Origin of the sequence: Achromobacter sp. NFACC18-2 (genome assembly GCF_900108985.1) — a bacterium.
Lineage (GTDB): Bacteria > Pseudomonadota > Gammaproteobacteria > Burkholderiales > Burkholderiaceae_B > Achromobacter.
Window position 1 is genome coordinate 70,877 of record NZ_FNYM01000005.1, and the last position, 18,624, is coordinate 89,500.

The following is an 18,624-nucleotide window of genomic DNA, read 5'->3' on the forward strand; positions in this document are numbered from 1 at the left end:
ATAACGGGGAGCCGCCGCTCGGCCCGAAGGGCCAGGCCCGCCGGCATGGGGGCGGTGCAGGGCGGTCCGATGACGGACATGCCAGGGCCCGGGGAAAGCACGGGTTAACCCTTGGGGCGCGATGTTAACGCCGTGAAGCTGACAGCCAGTTGTCAGTTTGGGGACGGATCAATCATGCCAGAATGACCGCGCCGGCCTCGACGACGAAGGCTGCGCGCCACCCAGGGAACCGGCCCCGAGCGGGGCGATAAAGGAGACAAAGCAATGCCGAATCGCGAGCTGTCCGTACTGGCCTCCGGCTACACCTATCTGGAAGGATTGCGCTGGCACGACAACCGTCTGTGGGCGTCGGATTTCTACACCGGGCAGGTCATCACCGTGACGGAGCAAGGCGCTGTCGACCGCGTCTGTCTGGTCCCGCAGCAGCCGTCCGGCCTGGGCTGGCTGCCCGACGGCCGCCTGCTGATCTCGTCCATGAAAGACCGCAAGCTGCTGCGCCGCGAGGCCGACGGCACCTTGTCGGTCCATGCCGATCTGTCCGCCCTGACCGGCGGCCACATCAATGACATGGTGGTGGACGCGCAGGGCAGGGCTTATGTCGGCAACTTCGGCTTCGACATCATGGCGGGCGAGCCGGTCCGCACCACGACGCTGGTGCGCGTCGATCCGGACGGTGTCGCGCAGGTCGTGGCGGACGACCTGTGCTTTCCCAACGGGTCGTTCATCACGCCCGACGGCAAGACCCTGATCGTCAACGAGACCTTTGCCAATCGCATTTCGGAATTCGACATCCAGCCCAACGGCGTGCTGGGTCCGCGCCGGGACTGGGCCAACTTTGGCGAGCTGCCCGACACCGATGACCTGTCCACGCTGATCGCCGCCTCCGCCATCGCCCCTGACGGCGGCGCGCTGGACGAGGAGGGCGCCCTGTGGGTCGCGGACGCCATCGGCAAGCGCATCGTGCGCGTCGAACGCGGCGGCCGGATCCTCGAACAGATCGACACGGGGGAATTCGGCATCTTCGCGGCTGCCCTGGGCGGCCCGGATGGCCGGACCCTGTTCATGGCGGCCGCGCCGGACTTCATCGAGGCCAACCGCCGGGCCAAGCCCCAGGCGCGCATCCTGGCGACCCGCGTGGACGTGCCGCACGCTGGGCGGCCCTGAGGCCGCCCGCGGGCCGGGGCGCAGCGGCCCGGGCCGTGCCTACTTGGGCGCCAGCCACGCGTCTGCGTAGCTATCCACGGCGCCCAGTCCCGTCGTGATGGCGCCGTGCACGCGCTTGTCCAGGAAGGTGGAGTAGTTGGTGTCGTCGATCCACGCGAGCGGCACATCTTCGGCCAGGATCTTCTGCACTTCCGTGTACAGCCGCTGGCGTTCCTGGTCCGTCGGCGCGGTGGCGGCCTGGTCGAACAGTTCATCGACCTTGGGATTGCGGTACTGCGAGGTATTGGTGAACGCCAGGCCCTTCTTGATGTTGCTGCTGACGTACGTGCGCGACACGCCGATGGCGGGATCGCCATACTGGAACACGCCGTTGTAGGCCATGTCGAAATCCCAGTTGCCCATGCGCGTGGTCCAGCCGCCCACGTCGGTGCTTTCGATTTCGATGGCGATGCCCACCTTGCCCAGGCTCTGCTTGGTGTATTCGGCGATGCGGCGCTGCATTTCCCCATAGGGATTGGGGATCAGGCCAAGCTTGACGCGCACGCCATTGGCGTCGGGCTTCAGGCCCATCTCGTCCAGCAGCGCGATGGCCTTCTTGGGATCGTACGGGTATTGCCTGACGTTGGGATCGTGGAACCGTGTGTTGCGGTGAAACGGGCCGGTGGACACCGTGCCCATCCCGAACATGATGCGCTTGGCGATGAATTCGCGGTCGATGGCGTACATGACCGCTTGCCGGAAGCGCTTGTCATCCATCGGCTTGCGCGCTTCGTTCATTTCGATCCAGTGCAGCGTGGACCAGTACTCGTAGCCCTTCTGCGTGACGTTGATGTGCGCCAGCTTGGCCACACGGGGCATGTCGAAGGGCTCGATGTCCTGCAGCCAAGCCTGCTGCACGGTCCGCTGCTCCAGGGCCAGGCGGCGCGATGCCGCGTCGGGAATCACGCGGTAGGTGATGCCGTCCAGGTAGGGACGTCCTTCCTTCCAGTAGTGGTCATTCCTGACCAGTTCGATGTAAGAGCCGCGTTCCCAGCGCTTGAACTTGAATGGCCCTGTGCCGATGGGCGCGTTGTTGTGCGGGTTCTGCGCCAGCGGCGTGTCCACGTCGTACAGGTGCTTGGGCAGGATCACGCCGCCGCCGATATCGAACGCATACAGGAAGGCCGAGTAGCGCTCTTTCAGATGGAACACCACCGTGTGCTCGTCCGGCGCGGTGATGTCCTGGATGTAGCGCATCAGCGAGCGCGTGCGCGGCGTGTTGGCCAGGATCTGCTTGTACGAGAACAGCACGTCCGCCGACGTGAATGGCTTGCCGTCGTGCCATTGCGCCTTGGGCTGCAGGTGGAAGGTATAGGTCAACTGATCGTCGGACACCTCCCATGACCGGGCCAGGCTCGGCAGCGGTTTCAGGTCGAAGGAATACGTCAGCAGGCTTTCGTAGATTTTCCCGGCCACCATCTGCGTGGTGCCCACCTGCTGCATCGCGACGTTCAGGTTGGGCGGCTCGGGGTTGAGGATGGCGGTAAGCACGCCGCCGTATTGCGGCTGGGGATCGGCGGCGCTGGCGGCGGGAACGGCGGCAAAGGCGGCGGCGGCCAGCAGCCCCTGCATCAGGGCGCGGCGGACGTTATTGCACTTCAAGGCGAATCTCCTCGGGTGGCGGCCCCGCGATGCCGAAGGCCGCTGCTGCGTCAAATCTTAAGTATCAAATATTGATACTCAAGAATCCAAGTGGACTATGGTGCAGCAGCGCGCCGGGCCGCGCAAGGCGGCCGGCGCTAGGGATTTCCCGTGAAAGGCGGCCGGCTTGCGGGCTCAGTTGCGATTGGGGCGCCCGCTCAGGGCGCGCGCCGCCGAGATCGCCAGCGAGCTGAAGCGCTGGGTGAAGGAGTCAGGCGTCCATTCGGCCAGGAGCCCGGAGATGTGGATGGCCGCCAGGGGCCGCCCGCTGTGGTCGACCACGGCGCTGCCCAGCACGATCTCCCCAACCATGCTTTCCTCCAGGCAGAGGGCATAGCCCTGCATCCGGGCCTCCTGCACGCGTTGGCGGATCACGTCGGGATCGGTGATGGTCTTGGGCGTCAGCGGCCGCATGTCGCTACGCGCCAGGATGTCGTCCACCTCGGCGTCGGTCAGGTGCGCCATCATGGCGCGCCCGCCGGACGACGAAAACGTGGGCATGCGCCGGCCCACCAGCGTGGCGTAGAAGGTCTGGCGCTTGGTCTGGCGGCGCAGCGCATAGACGATGGTCAGGTCGTCGAACAGGCTCAGGTCCACGCGTTCCCCGCATTCCTGCTGGAGCTGTTCCAGGATGGGCGTGGCGCGTTCCAGCAGGGGATGGCTGCGCAGGAAATCAAAGGTCCGGTCCAGGATCTTCTTGCCCAGCACATAGCCGCGCTGGTTGCTGCCGCGTTCCAGGTATCCCAGCGCCACAAGCGTATGCAGCATGCGCTGCGTGGAACTGCGGTCCAGCCCCGACAGTTCCGTCAGCTCGTTGAGGCTGAGTGGGCCGGGGTGATTGGAAAAAGCCTCCAGGATGCCGAAGCCTTTCGCCAGGGATTGGTTGAACCGGGTCTCGGTTGTGGCCATGTTGATTTCTCCGTTCGTCTTGTTATGTGCGGCCTTGCAAGCCCCGTTGCTACAGCGCGCGGATACGCACTGTAGCGGCAAGCATTTTCCGACAGGTCCTAGGGAAATTACCCATGGATGTCGTATTGCTGCGCGCTTGTTCGAACTCTATCATGCCAAATATAGATATCTAAGTATCAATTATTGATACTTATATTTGAGCGATTTCATACTCGAAAAGGGGAATGCAATGACCGCCGTCGCAGCAGCCAGCCTGGACCAGGCCCGAATCGCCGAAGCCGTGGCCGGACTTCGCCAGTACATGACCGACGCGCTCACGGGTTTCGTGCAGTGCCGCAGCCTGCCCGGTCAGGAAACGTCCGCCGCCGAATTTCTGGAGGGCGCGCTGGCCGACTTGGGCCTCACGTCCGAGCGCATCGTGCTGCGCACCGAAGAACTCAAGAACCTGCCGCTGTATTCCCCCGCCTGCTGCCCCGACGGCGGCCGCTACAACGTGCTGGCGCGGCACGAACCCCGCAGCGCCGGCGGCCGGGCCGTGCTGTTCAACGGCCACCTGGACGTGGTGCCCACCGGCCCGCACGAATTGTGGGATCCCGCGCCGTTCGACGGCGAACTGCGCGACGGCTGGCTCTATGGCCGCGGCGCAGGCGACATGAAGGCGGGCATCATCTGCGCCCTGGCGGCGTTCAAGGCCCTGCAGGATCTGGGCGTGCAGCCCGCGGGCGCCGTCGGCTTCAATGGCGTGCTGGAAGAGGAAAACACCGGCAACGGCACGCTGGCTACGGTGTCCGCGCTGCAAAGCGCCATCGCCGCCGCCAAGCTCAGCGCGTTCGACGCGGTGGTCATTCCCGAACCCACGCACGAGCGCATGATGAGCGCGCAGCTTGGCGTGTACTGGATGTACGTGGACATCGTGGGCCGGCCGGCGCATGCCGCCTATATGACCACGGGCGTCAATCCGGTCGAAACCGGCCTGCGCATCGTCGACGCCATGAAGCAGTTGGAGCACGAATGGAACCTGCCCGAGAACCGACATCCGGCCTACCGTGAGCACGCGCATCCCATCAACTTCAACCTGGGCCAGATCCACGCCGGCGACTGGAATTCATCCGTGCCCAGCGTGTGCACGCTGGGCATGCGTGTCGCCTGCTATCCGGACATGACCATCGATGAGGCCAAACGACGGGTCGAAGCGCGCATCCGCGCCGTCGAGGCGGGCCTGACCGACAGCGACGTGCGTATCGATATCCGCTACGAAGGCTTTCACGCGCCAGGCTGCGAGTACGACCTGGACGTTCCCGCCATGCAGTTGCTGGCGGACGCGCACCGCCGCGTAGCGGGCGAACTGCCGCAGCCCACAGCGTTGACCGCCACCACGGACGGCCGCCATTTCCGGCTGATGATGGACGTGCCCGTGACCTGCTACGGCCCGAAGGTGCAGAACGTGCACGGTTTCAACGAATGCGTGTCGGTGGACAGCATGGTGCGCGTGGCGACCTCGCTGGCGCTCTTCATCCATGACTGGTGCGGCGTCGAACCGCTGCAAGCCTGAGTCCATCCGCGATCCTCACTTTTCCTTGGGAAGTCCTGCCATGAATGCCTTCAGTGCCCGCCGCGCCCTGGCGCGCTGCATGCTGGCCGCCGCCAGCTTGCTGCCTTTCGCCGTCTCCCCCTCGCACGCCGCCGAAACCCCGCAATATGGCGGGATCCTGACCGCCATCGTCAATCCGGAGCCGCCCACGCTGAACGTGGCCGTGCAACAGGTGGCCAGCACTCAACTGGTGGCCGGCAAGATCTTTGAAAGCCTGCTGACCTATTCCTTCGACCTGAAGCCGCAGCCTGGCCTGGCCAAGTCCTGGGAGGTTTCGGCGGACCGCCTGACCTACACCTTCCACCTGCAGCCCAAGGTGCAGTGGCATGACGGCAAGCCGTTCTCGTCCGACGATGTCGTGTTCACCTATACCAAGATCCTCGCCAACACGCCCCGCACGCGCACGCTGATGGCGAACGTGCAGGAAATCTCGGCGCCGGATGCGCAGACAGTGGTCTTCAAGCTGAAGCAGCCGTACTCCGCCTTTCTTTATGCCTTCGACATCGGCGGCGGCGCGATCCTGCCCAAGCACCTGTACGACGTCGACACGCCGATCGGCCAGAACCCGAACAACAACGCGCCGGTCGGCACCGGGCCGTTCAAGTTCAAGCGCTGGGAGCGCGGCTCCTACATCGAACTGGTCAAGAACGAGCACTACTGGAAGGAAGGCCGGCCCTACCTGGACGGGATTACCTACCGCGTGATTCCCGATTCCGCATCGCGCCGCGTGGCCTTGGAGCAGGGCACGGTGCTGCAGGCCTGGCTGCAGGATATCGAGCCCGTGGACGTGGCGCGTGTGGCCAAGCTGCCCAGCATCGCGCAGACCCAAAAGGGCTACGAATACTGGTCGACGATGCAGTGGATCGAACTGAACGGCGGCCGCCAGCCATTCTCGGACAAGCGCTTCCGCCAGGCGCTGATGTACGGCATCAACCGCCAGTTCATCGTCGACAAGATCATGTTCGGCACGGGCACGGTCGCCACCGGCCCCATCCATCACAACACGCGCTTCTACGATTCCAACGTCAAGTCCTATCCCTACGATCCCAAGAAGGCCATCGCGCTGCTGGATGAAATGGGCCTGAAGCCCGACGCCAAGGGCGTGCGCGCCTCGGTCGGCCTGATTCCGCTGCCTTACGGCGAGATGCAGCGCCGCGTGGCCGAATACGTCAAGCAGAACCTGGCCAAGATCGGCGTGGCGGTGACGCTGGAGAACACCGACGTGGGCGGCTGGACCAGCCGCGTGGGCAACTGGGACTACGACATGGGCTCCAACGGCGTGTTCCAGTACGGCGATCCGGCGATCGGCGTGTCGCGCACATACCTGGGCAGCAACATCAAGAAGGGACTGATGTTCACCAATACGTCTCAGTACAACAACCCCAAGGTCGATGCGCTGTTCAACGCCGCGGCCACCGCCGCCACCGATGAAGAACGCCAGAAGCTGTACAGCGAGGTGCAGCGCATCCTGGTGGAAGACGTGCCCGTGCTGTGGATCGCCGACACCAACTATTCGACCCTGCTGAACAAGCGCGTGCATGACGCCGTGACGACCGCGCTGGGCGTCGTCGACACGCAGAGCGACACCTGGCTGTCCAAAGAATGAAGAAGATCGCCACGTTCCTGGCGAACCGGGTGGTCAAGAGCGTCCTGGTTCTGCTGATGATCGCGCTCTTCAACTTCTTCCTGGTGCGGGCGGCGCCGGGCGACCCGGCCGAAATCCTGGCCGGCCAGTCCGGGGCGGTGGACGCCGAATTCATCGCCAAGCTGCGGCAGGAGTTTGGTCTGGACAAGCCGATCGCGGTGCAGTTGGGCCAATACCTCAAGAACGTCGCCACATTCGACTTGGGGTATTCCTATCGCCAGCAGGCGCCGGTATCCAGCCTGATCCTGGAGCACCTGCCGGCCACCTTGCTGCTGACCCTGTCGGCATTCGCCTTTGCGCTGCTGGCGGGGGTAAGCCTGGGCACGCAGGCCGCGCTGCGCGTCGGGAAGTGGGGCGATACCGTCATCACGACCCTGTCGATGCTGGCCTACGCCACGCCGCTGTTCTGGGTGGGGCTGATGCTGGTGCTGCTCTTTTCCGTGAACCTGGAATGGCTGCCGGCCTTCGGCTATGAAAGTGTCGGCGCCAACCTGACCGGGCTGGCGCGCCTGGCCGACGTGGCCAAGCATCTGCTGCTGCCGGCGCTCACACTGGGCATGTTCTACATGGCGGTCTACGCCCGGCTGACCCGCGCGTCCATCCTGGAAATCAGCCAGCTGGACTTCGTGAAGACGGCGCGCGCCAAGGGCCTGTCCGAACGCACGGTGATCGTGCGCCACGTGCTGCGCAACGCGCTGCTGCCCGTCATTACCTATGCCGGCATCCAGGCGGGCGGGCTGATCGGCGGGTCGCTCCTGGTGGAAACGGTCTTTGCGTGGCCGGGTATCGGCCGGCTGGCGTTCGACGCGCTGATCCAGCGCGACTACAGCGTGCTGCTCGGCGTGTTCTTCGTGGCCTCGCTGATCGTGGTCGTGGTCAACCTCATCACCGACATTCTTTACACGGTGGCGGATCCCAGGATCGAACTCAAATGAAAGCGTTCATGCAATCGTTCTGCCGCAACAAGGGCGGCGTCATGGGCCTGATCGTGGTCGCGCTGGTTGCGCTGGTGGCCATCACCGCGAGCTGGATCTTCCCCGACAGTCCCTGGGACATCATCAACGGCCCATTCATGCCGCCGCTGTCCGAAGGCGCATTGCTCGGCACCGACACGCTGGGGCGCGACATCGCCTCGGGCATCGCCTATGGCTCGCGCGTCACGCTGGTGCTGGCCGCCGTGTCCACGGCGGTGTCGATCCTGCTGGGCATCACCGTCGGTGCGCTGGCCGGGTTCTACGGCGGACGCGTGGACCAGGCCATCGTGGGGTTCATCGAACTGTTCCAGACCATCCCCAGCTTTTTCCTCGCGGTGGTGCTGGTGGCGATCCTGACGCCCAACATGGCCACGGTGATCTTCGCCATCGCCGTGGTGTCCTGGCCGCCGCTGGCGCGGCTGGTCCGCGCCGAATTCATGAGCCTGAAGAATCGCGAGTTCGTCCAGGCGGCGATGCTGTCCGGGCAGTCGAACCTGCGCATCATCCTCACGCAGATCCTGCCCAACAGCCTGTCGCCCGTGATCGTGTCGGGCTCCCTGATGATCGCCAGCTCGATCCTGCTGGAATCGGCGCTGAGCTTCCTGGGCCTGGGCGACCCCAACGCCATGACCTGGGGCTACATCATCGGCGCCTCGCGCAGCGTGCTGCGCGACGCCTGGTGGATGAGCGTGTTTCCCGGCGTGGCGATCCTGATGACGGTGCTGGCGCTCAACCTGATCGGCGAAGCGCTCAACGATGCGCTCAACCCCAAACTGGCCCGCAGGAGGACGACGTGATGAGCGCGCTGCTGGAAATCCGTGATCTCAGCGTAACGGCCGCCCATGGCGGTCCGACGGTGGTGCAGGGCGTGTCCTACACCGTGAACCGCAACGAGATCCTGTGCGTGGTGGGCGAGTCCGGCTCGGGCAAATCGGTCACCGCGCACGCCATCATGGGACTGCTGCCGGCTGACCAGCTGAGCGTCACGCAAGGGCAGATCCTGTATGGCGGGCACGACCTGGTCCACCTGTCGCCCACCGACTGGTACGGCCTGCGGGGCCGGTCCTTCGGCATGGTCTTCCAGGAACCCATGACGGCGCTCAACCCCATCATGCGGGTGGGCCGCCAGGTCGACGAGGTGCTCGAGCGCCACACCAACCTGGGCGCCGCCGCCCGCAAGCAGCGCGTGCTGGACCTGTTCGGCCAGGTGTTGCTGCCCGATCCGCAGGCCATGTACGACGCCTATCCGTTCCAGCTCTCGGGCGGCCAGCGCCAGCGGGTGGTGATTGCGATGGCCCTGGCCCTGGAGCCGGACGTGCTGATCGCCGACGAGCCCACGACCGCGCTGGACGTCACCACGCAGGCGCAGATCCTGGACCTGATCAAGGATATCCAGCGGCGCATGGGCATCGGCGTCATCTTCATCACCCACGATTTCGGCGTGGTGGCCGATATTGCCCACCGCATCGTGGTGATGCGCAAGGGGACGGTGGTGGAGTCGGGCGCGGCCGAAGACATCCTCAACCGTCCGCAGCATCCCTACACGCGCCAGCTCATCGCGGCGGTGCCGCACAAGCCCGAAGGCAAGGATGAGGCCGCGGCGGCGCAGCCGCTGATGATGGTGAAAAATCTGTGCAAGACTTTCGCCACGGGCGGGCGGCGCGTCGATGCGCTGCGCGACATTTCGCTGGAGATCCGCCAGGGGGAAACGCTGGGGCTCGTCGGGGAGTCCGGTTCGGGCAAGTCCACGCTGGGCCGCACGCTGATCGGGCTGATCGCGCCCGACAGCGGCAGCGTGCGCATGGAGGGCCAGGAGCTCGTGGGCATGAAGCCGCGCGATTTCCGTCCGTACCGCCGCCAGATCCAGATGGTGTTCCAGGATCCCTACGCGTCGCTCAATCCGCGCCATCGCGTCATCGAGGCCGTGGCGCAGGGGCCGATCGCCTTCGGCGAAAACCGCAAGACCGCACTGCGCGAGGCGCGCGAACTGCTGGAATTGGTGGGCCTGGGCGGCGATGCCGGCGACCGGTATCCGCACCAGTTCTCGGGTGGGCAGCGTCAGCGGGTGGGCATCGCGCGCGCGCTGGCGCTCAAGCCGCGGCTGCTGGTGGCCGACGAGGCGGTGTCGGCGCTGGATGTGTCGATCCAGGCCCAGGTGCTGGACCTGCTCAAGACCGTGAGCGGGCAGTTCGACCTGTCGGTGCTGTTCATCACCCATGACCTGCGCGTCGCCGCCCAGATCTGCGACCGCATCGCGGTGATGCGCCAAGGGCAACTGGTGGAGCTGGATCGCGCCGCCACGATTTTCTATCACCCCCAACATGAATACACGCGCCGCCTGATCGATTCGGTGCCGGGCAAGGCCTGGAACAAGCCCGATCTGGATGCGCTGTCGGATCCCTCGACCAGGAGCAAGCAGTATGCGTGACACCGAGTATCAGTTGCTGGACGGGCTGGCGCTGGCCGGCCTGCTGGCCCGGCGCGAAGTCCGCGCCGAAGACCTGATGGCCTGCGCCATCAAGCTGGCGCGGGAACGCGCGCCGGCGATGAACGCGCTGTGCTACGAGCGCTATGAGGAATCGCTGGACGTGGCGCGGGATTGGCAGCCGCGGGGGGCGTTCGGCGCCATCCCCTTCCTGCTGAAGGATTCCGGCCTGGCGCACACGCGCTTTCCGTCCAGCCTGGGTTCGCGCCTGCTCAACGACACGGCCTATGCGCGCAATGCCACGCTGGCCGACCGGTTCGAGGCCGCCGGCCTGATTCCGTTTGCGCGCACGACCGTGCCGGAATTCTGCATGGCGCCCACCACCGAGGCGGCGCGCAACGGCGGCCCCACCCGCAATCCCTGGGATCCGACCCGCTCGTCCGGCGGATCCAGCGGCGGCGCGGCGGCGGCGGTGGCCGCGGGGATCGTGCCCCTGGCCCATGGCAGCGACGGCGGCGGCTCGATCCGGATCCCGGCGGCCGCCTGTGGCGTCTATGGCTTGAAGGTCTCGCGCGGGCGCGTGCCGATGGGGCCGTTCCGCGGCGAAGGCTGGGGCGGCCTGGCGACCGACGGCGTGCTGTCGCGGTCGGTGCGCGACACGGCCGCGGCGCTGGACGCCATAGCCGACCCCGAACCGGGCGCGCCCTACACGGCGCCTGCCGGCCCGGCTTCGTACCTGAAGGTCCTGGCCGAATCGCCGCGCAAGCTGCGCATCGCCCTGTGGAGCGACGCCTGGAACGGCATTCCGGTGGCGCCCGAATGCGTCGCGGCAGTGGAGCGGGCGGCCGTGCTGTGCCGCGAGCTCGGACACGAGGTGGTGGACAGCGCGCCGCCGGACATCGAATACGAGGCGTTCGTGCTGGCCCACGCCAACGTGCTGGCCGGCAATATCGTGCTGTCGGTCGACACGCGCCTGGGGCTGACCGGCCAGCCGCTGCGCGACGGTGACCTGGAACCCGTCCTGCGCGAGGGATATGAATACGGCAAGACGCTGCCGGCGGCGCACTACATCGCCAGCGTGAACCGGTTCCACGCCATCGGCCGCATCCTTGACGGCTACATGCAGGGCTACGACGCCATCCTGTCCCCGTCGCTCACGCAGCTTCCCCTGAAGCTTGGCGAGCTCTCGACCGCCAAGGGCTCGTTCCTGGACTTCCGCCGCAAGGTCGCCACCTACGGCACGTTCTCGGCGGCATTCAATGCGTCCGGGCAGCCCGCGGCCAGCCTGCCGCTGGTCTGGACCGAGGCCGGCCTTCCGGTGGGCGTGCAGGTGGTCGGCCGCTACGGCCGTGAAGACCTGGTGCTGGCGCTGTCGGCCCAACTGGAAGCGGCCCAGCCCTGGGCGGGGCGGGTCGCCGTTCCCAGGGCGGCCTGAAGGCCGCGGCGGCGGGGCGCAGGCTGTTCGGCCCCGCCCGCATCGGCCGCACAACGGAGGTCGCCAACCGGCCCTACGTCGTTCGGCATCGTCTGAATGGATAGGATACCGGCCGTTGCAAGACCTTTCTTCGATTCCCCCGTAAAATCACCCCATTCAGCAGGACTTCAATCATCTCTCAATAGACAGTACCTAAGGAGGACCACTCATGGCCCTAGTCTCCATGCGCCAGTTGCTCGACCACGCCGCCGAGCACGGCTACGGCATTCCGGCTTTCAACGTCAACAACCTGGAACAGGTCCAGGCCATCATGGAAGCCGCGGCGGAGACCGATAGCCCGGTGATCATGCAGGCTTCGGCCGGCGCGCGCAAATACGCGGGCGAAGGCTTCCTGAAGTATCTGATCCAGGCCGCCGTTGAGTCCTACCCGCACATTCCCGTGGTCATGCACCAGGACCACGGCCAGTCGCCCAAGGTCTGCCAAGGCGCCATCGACCTGGGCTTCTCCAGCGTCATGATGGACGGTTCGCTCAAGGAAGACGGCAAGACCATCGCCGACTACGACTACAACGTCGAAGTCACCAAGAAGGTCGTGGACATCGCGCACAAGCTGGGCGTGACCGTCGAAGGCGAACTGGGCTGCCTGGGTTCCCTGGAAACCATGGAAGGCGACAAGGAAGACGGCCACGGCGCCGACGGCAAGCTGACCATGGACCAGCTGCTGACCGATCCGGAGCAGGCCGCCGACTTCGTGCGCCGCACCCAGCTCGACGCCCTGGCCATCGCCATCGGCACCAGCCACGGCGCCTACAAGTTCACGCGCAAGCCCACCGGCGACATCCTGTCGATCTCCCGCATCAAGGAAATCCACGCCCGCCTGCCCAACACCCACCTGGTGATGCACGGCAGCTCCAGCGTGCCGCAGGAACTGCTGGCCGAGATCCGCGAATTCGGTGGCAACATGAAGGAAACCTACGGCGTGCCCGTCGAGGAAATCCAGGAAGCCATCAAGTACGGCGTGCGCAAGATCAATATCGACACCGATATCCGTCTGGCCATGACCGGCGCCATCCGCCGCTTCTTCGCCGAGAACCCCGAAAAGTTCGACCCGCGCGAATACCTCAAGCCGGCCCGCGCCGCCGCCAAGGCGATCTGTGTCGCTCGCTACACGGAATTCGGCACCGCCGGCAACGCCAGCAAGATCAAGCCGCTGCCGCTGACCGAAGTCGCCGCGCAATACGCGTCGGGCAAGCTGGCTCAGGTGGTTCAGTAAGTGTCTTGCCAGTGCTCCGCCTGCGGGCGGAGCATGCGGAAAAGGCTGGTCCCGAGGGACCAGCTTTTTTTTGCGCGGCAGCAGCCGATGGCGCTATTGCGGCGCATTCCTCGGAAAATGCGGCACCGTGCGATCCACGTGATGCCACGAAGGCGCCGAATCCGTCCACAGGCTGACCTTGGCGTGGAACGCTTCCGGATCGTCCAGCGACCCCGCGCGCACGACTTCATAGCCCATGCCCTCCGAGCCGCCGAACAGCGGCGTCCCACAGGCGGGGCAGAAACTGCGCATGACCGAGTGGCCGGAGTCGCCCTGGTAGCGGTGCTCCTTGGGCTGGCCGCGCAGCAGCGTCACCGTGCCCGCCGGAAAGATCAGCGCATGGGCCGGGGCGCCGCCGCTGGAATATTGGCAGTCCCGGCAATGACAGGTGGCGGCCGTGATGGGTTCGTCGGTGAGGGCGTAGCGGATGGCGCCGCATTGGCAGCCGCCTGTCATGTGTACCTGCGCGTCGGCGTGGGGCATGCGCTTGGGGGAAGCATCCTGCATACGGCTTTGTCTCCGGGCGGTGGGTTGCGCCGTGACGCCTGGGGCGGCCGGCGCGAATAATGGGTGGGAATAAAGCCTAACCCGGCCCTCGGCCAGCGGCAAGGCGAACTTATTTGCAGTAATCTATGCGCTTTGCGGGGACCGTTCCCGGCCGCCATCCGGCGCCGCTCCCGCACAGTGTCCGATTTCGTTCTACTTCCCGCCCTGGCGCCCGCCCGCGGCGGGAATGTTCATTTTTGCCATAGGCCATTCCCGTGACTTCTGCTTTGCATGAATCCAGCATCAAGTCCTTGCCGCTGCTGGGCCGCGGTAAGGTGCGCGATATGTACGCCGTCGGCGACGACAAATTGCTGATCGTCGCGTCGGATCGTATCTCCGCCTTCGATGTGATCCTTGACGACCCCATTCCCGGCAAGGGACAGGTGCTGACCGAGTTGACCGAGTTCTGGTTGCAGAAGCTGGCCCATATCCTGCCCAACCACTCCACCGGCGTGAAGCCCGAGGACGTCGTGGCGCCCGATGAGGTGGACCAGGTGCGCGGCCGTGCCGTGGTGGTCAAGCGCCTGAAGCCCATCCTGGTGGAAGCGGTCGCCCGCGGCTACCTGATCGGTTCCGGCTGGAAGGATTACCAGGCCACCGGCGCCGTGTGCGGCATCAAGCTGCCGGCCGGGCTGCAGCAGGCCAGCAAGCTGCCCGAACCGATTTTCACGCCGGCGGCCAAGGCCGAGTTCGGCATGCACGACGAAAACGTGGATTTCGCGCATGTGGTCAAGGAAGTCGGCCAGGAAATGGCCGAGCGCATCCGCGACGTCACGCTCAAGCTCTACGCCGAGGCCGCAGCCTTCGCGGCGACCAAGGGCATCATCATCGCCGACACCAAGTTCGAGTTCGGCCTGGACGATGACGGCACGCTGCACCTGATGGACGAAGTCCTGACGCCCGATTCGTCGCGCTTCTGGCCGGCGGACGGCTATCGCGTGGGCATCAGCCCGCCGTCGTTCGACAAGCAGTTCGTGCGCGACTGGCTCGAGACCCAGACCTGGGACAAGACGCCGCCCGCGCCGCGCCTGCCCAAGGACGTGCTGGACAAGACGGCGGCCAAGTACCGCGAAGCGCTGGACCGCCTGATCGCTTGATGTTTGCCTGATGTTTGCCTGATCGGTCGCCCGACCGATCGCGCTCGATGAAACCCGCTCTGCATCCAGAGCGGGTTTTTTTTGCCTGATCCCCGTCGCGGCAAGGGGAAACCCGGGGCTTGGAATGCCAATTATTTCGGATTGTTACGCTATACTCGTCCGCGCTTGGTTCGGGACATCCGTGATAAGGAGCGCCGCATGGTGATGATGTTGCCTTTTGTGACTGGGACGCTGGCGGTGTGGTTCGGGTTGACGGGCAGGCGCCGTCCCTGCGTGACGTTCTGGCTGCTCACCCTGGCGCTTTTTGCCGCCTGGTGCCAATACCACATGACCAGTCCGCTGGCGCTCTCCCTGTGACGCGCGGACGATGATCTTTTCCCTCAACCCCGCGCGCGGCTCGCGCATCCTGAACGCGCTGGCCCTCCTGGGCGTCAGCGCCATCCTCTGCATGGCCTTCGTCTGGCAGTTCGCGTATGACGAACTGCCGTGCCCGCTCTGCCTGCTGCAACGCGTGGCGCTGATGCTGGCCGGCGTCGGGTTCCTGCTCAACCTGCGGCTGGGGCCCTCGCCCATGCACTATGCGATGAGCATCGCGGGGGCGATGGGCGGCATGGTCGCCTCGGGGCGCCAGGTCCTGCTGCACATCGCGCCCGGCGATCCGGGCTACGGCACGCCGTTGCTCGGCCTGCATTTCTATACGTGGGCCTTCATCGCCTTTGCGGGCATCATCGCGTTCTGCGTCGTCATGTTGTGCGTCGACCGGAAATGGGGCGACAGCATGCTGAAAAAGCCGGTATCGGCGCTGGGCATGGTGGTCATGGCCCTGTTTTTTGTCGTGGTCCTGGCCAACGCCGGCAGCACCACGCTGCAGTGCGGCTTCGGGCCTTGCCCGGACGATCCGGTCAGCTATCTTTGGCTGGACAGGGCGGCCGCGCAGTAGCGGTCCGCAGACGCCGGGTAAAATAGCGGGTTTCGCGGGCGGGTTCCGCGCTTTCCTGACATGTCGCGGCGCGCGCGCCGCGGTTCAACTTCTAGACACCGGTTATGACAGACCAGACTTCCGCAGCGGCGCAGGCCACCCCCGTGGTGGGCGTGATTATGGGATCTTCCAGCGATTGGGAGGTCATGAAGCACGCGGTGACGATGCTGGAGGAGTTCGGCGTGGCCTACGAGGCGCGCGTGATCTCCGCGCACCGTATGCCGCAGGACATGGCCGAATACGGCGCCGCGGCGCATCAGCGCGGCCTGCGCGGCATCATCGCCGGCGCCGGCGGCGCGGCGCACCTGCCGGGCATGATGGCGGCCCTGACCGAAGTGCCGGTGTTCGGCGTGCCGGTGCCCTCCAAGTACCTGCGCGGCGAAGATTCGCTGCTGTCCATCGTGCAGATGCCCAAGGGCGTGCCGGTGGCCACCTTCGCCATCGGCGAAGCGGGCGCGGCCAATGCCGCGCTGCACGTGATCGCCACGCTGGCGGGCACCGACGCGGGACTGCACGAAAAGCTGGTGGCGTTCCGCGCCCGCCAGACGCAGGCCGCGCGCGATATGAAGGTTCCGCCCGAGGCCTGATGCGAATGACTCAATCGACTCCTTTCATGATCGCGCCCGGCGGCTGGCTGGGCATGCTGGGCGGCGGCCAGTTGGGCCGCATGTTCTGCCACGCGGCGCAAAGCCTGGGCTACAAGGTCGCGGTGCTGGACCCGGCGGCCGAGTGCCCCGCGGGCATGGTCGCGGACCTGCACATCCAGGCAGCCTATGACGACGAGGCCGGCCTCGCGCAGTTGGCGCAGACCTGCCAGGCCGTCACCACCGAATTCGAGAACGTCCCCGCGGACAGCCTGCGCGCGCTGGCGACCCGCTGCCGCGTCAGCCCGGCGGGCGACGCCGTGGCCATCGTGCAGGACCGCATCGCCGAGAAGACCTTCATCGCCGCGCAAGGCATTCCGGTCGCGCCGCACGCCGCCATCCGCAGCGAAGCCGATCTGCATGCCGCGTCCGACGCGCTCTTTCCCGGCATCCTGAAGGTCGCCCGCCTGGGCTATGACGGCAAGGGCCAGGCCCGCATCGACACGCGCGAAGAAGCGCTGGCCGCTTTCGCCGAATTCGGCGGTGTGGCCTGCGTGCTGGAAGCGCTGATGCCGCTGGACTATGAAATCTCGGTCGTGCTTGCGCGCGGCTTCGACGGCGCGAGCGTGGTGTTTCCCGTGGCCCGCAACGTGCATCGCGACGGCATCCTGGCCGTGTCCACCGCCGCGCCCGTGCAGCAGGACGCCGCCCACGCCGAACGCCAGGCGCGCGCCACCGAGGCGGCGCAGGCCATCGCGCAGGGCCTGGGCTACCACGGGGTGCTGTGCGTGGAGTTTTTCGTGCTCAAGGACGGCAGCCTCATCGTCAACGAGATCGCGCCGAGGCCGCACAACAGCGGCCACTACACGATCGACGCCTGCGTCACCAGCCAGTTCGAGCAGCAGGCGCGCGCCATGGCCGGCCTGCCGCTGGGCGGCACGGACCTGCTGGCGCCCGCCGTCATGCTGAACATCCTGGGCGACATCTGGTACGCCAACGACACCGACACCGCGCAGCGCGAGCCCGATTGGGCGGCGGCGCTGGCGGTGCCGTCGGCCAAGCTGCACCTGTACGGCAAGCGCGAGGCGCGCCGCGGCCGCAAGATGGGCCACGTCACCATCGTGGCGGCCACCCTGCAAGCGGCCCGCGCCGATGCCGCCCGCGTGGCGGCCGCGCTGGGCATGCAGGCGCCCGAGTAACCCGCGCCGATCCGATGTCCCGACCCACACCCGACTCCGCCAGCGCCGCGGAAATCGCCCACGCCGCCCAGCGCATGCTGGACGGCGAGCTGGCCGCCTTTCCGACCGAGACCGTGTACGGCCTGGGCGCGGATGCCGAAAACCCGCAAGCGGTCGCCAAGATCTACGCGGCCAAGGGCCGGCCCTCCAATCACCCCGTCATCGTGCACATCGCCCCGCAGGGCGACGTGTCGTACTGGGCCGCGCAGGTGCCGCCCGAAGCGCGGCTGCTGATCGACGCGTTCTGGCCCGGTCCGCTGACCCTGATCCTCAAGCGCGCGCCGCACATCGTCGACACCGTGAGCGGCGGCCAGGACAGCATCGGTATCCGCTGTCCGTCGCATCCGGTGGCGCAGGCGCTGCTGGCGGCGTTCGCGGCCGGCAAGCCGAACGGGCAGGGCGGCGTGGCCGCGCCGTCCGCCAACAAGTTCGGCCAGGTCTCGCCCACCCGCGCCGAGCACGTGCGCAATGAGTTTCCCGACGAAGTCGCGGCCGGCATGCCCGTGCTGGAAGGCGGCGCATCGGAAGTGGGCATCGAGTCCACCATCCTGGATCTGTCGCGCCTGGATCGCGGCGCCGGCCCCGTGCTGCTGCGGCCCGGCCACATCAGCGCCGCGCAGATCGAAGCCGTGCTGGGCGTGCAGGTTTTCGCGCCGGACGCCGCGGCGCCGCGCGCCTCGGGCACGCTGAAGGCGCACTACGCGCCGCGCACGCCGCTGGAACTGGCCAGCGACGCGCGCATGCAGGACGTGCTGCAGGGGCGCAACCTGCCCGAAGGCCGCGTGGTGCTGGTGGCCTATGGCCCGCCGCCCGCCGCGGTCGATGCCCGCGTGCAATGGCAGCCGGTGCCGGCGGACCCGGCGCGGTATGCGCAGGCGCTGTACGGCCTGCTGCGCGATCTGGACGGACAGGGCTATGCGCGCATCATCGTGCAGGCGCCGCCCGCCACCGATGATTGGCACGCGGTCAATGACCGCATCGGCCGCGCGGCCGCGGCCTTCACGCTGGATACGACCGGCCTGTAGCCTGGCCCGGCATGGCCTGG

Annotated in this window: 17 protein-coding genes; 14 read left to right on the forward strand and 3 right to left on the reverse strand. The window is 66.6% G+C overall.

Features of this window, described 5'->3' with window-relative positions:
* Positions 1-264: 264 nt before the first annotated feature.
* Positions 265-1,164, forward strand: coding sequence for an SMP-30/gluconolactonase/LRE family protein (locus BMW75_RS09110; protein ID WP_092578746.1), 900 nt, complete (start codon positions 265-267; stop codon positions 1,162-1,164).
* A gap of 39 nt (positions 1,165-1,203) precedes the next feature.
* On the opposite strand, the gene BMW75_RS09115 is transcribed toward BMW75_RS09110, so the two are convergent.
* Together BMW75_RS09115 and BMW75_RS09120 are read right to left on the reverse strand one after the other, a co-directional pair.
* Entirely contained in the window at positions 1,204-2,805 is a 1,602-nt protein-coding gene (locus BMW75_RS09115; protein ID WP_092578748.1) for an ABC transporter substrate-binding protein, read from the reverse strand.
* A gap of 174 nt (positions 2,806-2,979) precedes the next feature.
* The gene (locus BMW75_RS09120) at positions 2,980-3,753 is read right to left on the reverse strand and encodes an IclR family transcriptional regulator (RefSeq protein ID WP_092578750.1); all 774 of its coding nucleotides are present in this window, start codon (positions 3,751-3,753) and stop codon (positions 2,980-2,982) included.
* A gap of 229 nt (positions 3,754-3,982) precedes the next feature.
* Between BMW75_RS09120 and BMW75_RS09125 the strand changes: the two genes are divergently transcribed.
* The 7 genes from BMW75_RS09125 to fba all read left to right on the forward strand — a co-directional run bounded on the left by BMW75_RS09125 (position 3,983) and on the right by fba (position 13,096).
* Positions 3,983-5,305 carry an ArgE/DapE family deacylase gene (locus BMW75_RS09125; protein WP_092578752.1) on the forward strand — a complete coding sequence of 441 codons (1,323 nt, stop codon included), beginning with the start codon at positions 3,983-3,985 and terminating at the stop codon, positions 5,303-5,305.
* Positions 5,306-5,345: 40 nt separating this feature from the next.
* The gene (locus tag BMW75_RS09130) at positions 5,346-6,950 is read left to right on the forward strand and encodes an ABC transporter substrate-binding protein (RefSeq protein ID WP_092578754.1); all 1,605 of its coding nucleotides are present in this window, start codon (positions 5,346-5,348) and stop codon (positions 6,948-6,950) included.
* Positions 6,947-7,924 carry an ABC transporter permease gene (locus BMW75_RS09135; RefSeq protein WP_092578756.1) on the forward strand — a complete coding sequence of 326 codons (978 nt, stop codon included), beginning with the start codon at positions 6,947-6,949 and terminating at the stop codon, positions 7,922-7,924. The genes BMW75_RS09130 and BMW75_RS09135 overlap by 4 nt, the downstream gene beginning before the upstream one ends.
* Complete coding sequence (locus tag BMW75_RS09140) at positions 7,921-8,760, forward strand: ABC transporter permease (protein ID WP_076515986.1); 840 nt, start codon at positions 7,921-7,923, stop codon at positions 8,758-8,760. Before BMW75_RS09135 ends, BMW75_RS09140 begins: the two co-directional genes overlap by 4 nt.
* Complete coding sequence (locus BMW75_RS09145) at positions 8,760-10,391, forward strand: ABC transporter ATP-binding protein (protein ID WP_092578758.1); 1,632 nt, start codon at positions 8,760-8,762, stop codon at positions 10,389-10,391. Before BMW75_RS09140 ends, BMW75_RS09145 begins: the two co-directional genes overlap by 1 nt.
* Positions 10,384-11,823 (forward strand): amidase, encoded by a 1,440-nt coding sequence (locus tag BMW75_RS09150; RefSeq protein WP_092578760.1) that lies wholly within the window; start codon positions 10,384-10,386, stop codon positions 11,821-11,823. The genes BMW75_RS09145 and BMW75_RS09150 overlap by 8 nt, the downstream gene beginning before the upstream one ends.
* 208 nt (positions 11,824-12,031) lie before the next feature.
* Entirely contained in the window at positions 12,032-13,096 is a 1,065-nt protein-coding gene (fba, locus tag BMW75_RS09155) for a class II fructose-bisphosphate aldolase (protein ID WP_076515979.1), read from the forward strand.
* 93 nt (positions 13,097-13,189) lie between these two features.
* On the opposite strand, the gene BMW75_RS09160 is transcribed toward fba, so the two are convergent.
* Entirely contained in the window at positions 13,190-13,642 is a 453-nt protein-coding gene (locus BMW75_RS09160; protein ID WP_092578762.1) for a GFA family protein, read from the reverse strand.
* A 254-nt stretch (positions 13,643-13,896) separates the two neighbouring features.
* On the opposite strand from BMW75_RS09160, the gene BMW75_RS09165 reads away from it, so the two are divergent.
* The 6 genes from BMW75_RS09165 (at position 13,897) to BMW75_RS09185 (ending at position 18,604) form a co-directional block, all read left to right on the forward strand.
* On the forward strand, positions 13,897-14,778 hold the full coding sequence (locus BMW75_RS09165) for a phosphoribosylaminoimidazolesuccinocarboxamide synthase (protein WP_092578764.1): 882 nt from the start codon (positions 13,897-13,899) through the stop codon (positions 14,776-14,778).
* 198 nt (positions 14,779-14,976) lie between these two features.
* Entirely contained in the window at positions 14,977-15,135 is a 159-nt protein-coding gene (locus BMW75_RS29425; RefSeq protein ID WP_369825592.1) for a DUF5993 family protein, read from the forward strand.
* A 10-nt stretch (positions 15,136-15,145) separates the two neighbouring features.
* The gene (locus tag BMW75_RS09170; RefSeq protein ID WP_092578766.1) at positions 15,146-15,718 is read left to right on the forward strand and encodes a disulfide bond formation protein B; all 573 of its coding nucleotides are present in this window, start codon (positions 15,146-15,148) and stop codon (positions 15,716-15,718) included.
* Positions 15,719-15,822: 104 nt separating this feature from the next.
* Positions 15,823-16,344 (forward strand): 5-(carboxyamino)imidazole ribonucleotide mutase, encoded by a 522-nt coding sequence (gene purE, locus BMW75_RS09175; RefSeq protein WP_076515963.1) that lies wholly within the window; start codon positions 15,823-15,825, stop codon positions 16,342-16,344.
* Between the two features lie 5 nt (positions 16,345-16,349).
* Positions 16,350-17,540: a 5-(carboxyamino)imidazole ribonucleotide synthase gene (locus BMW75_RS09180; protein ID WP_092578768.1), complete on the forward strand. Its 1,191-nt coding sequence runs from the start codon at positions 16,350-16,352 to the stop codon at positions 17,538-17,540.
* A 14-nt stretch (positions 17,541-17,554) separates the two neighbouring features.
* Positions 17,555-18,604 (forward strand): L-threonylcarbamoyladenylate synthase, encoded by a 1,050-nt coding sequence (locus BMW75_RS09185; protein WP_092578770.1) that lies wholly within the window; start codon positions 17,555-17,557, stop codon positions 18,602-18,604.
* Positions 18,605-18,624: the final 20 nt, after the last annotated feature.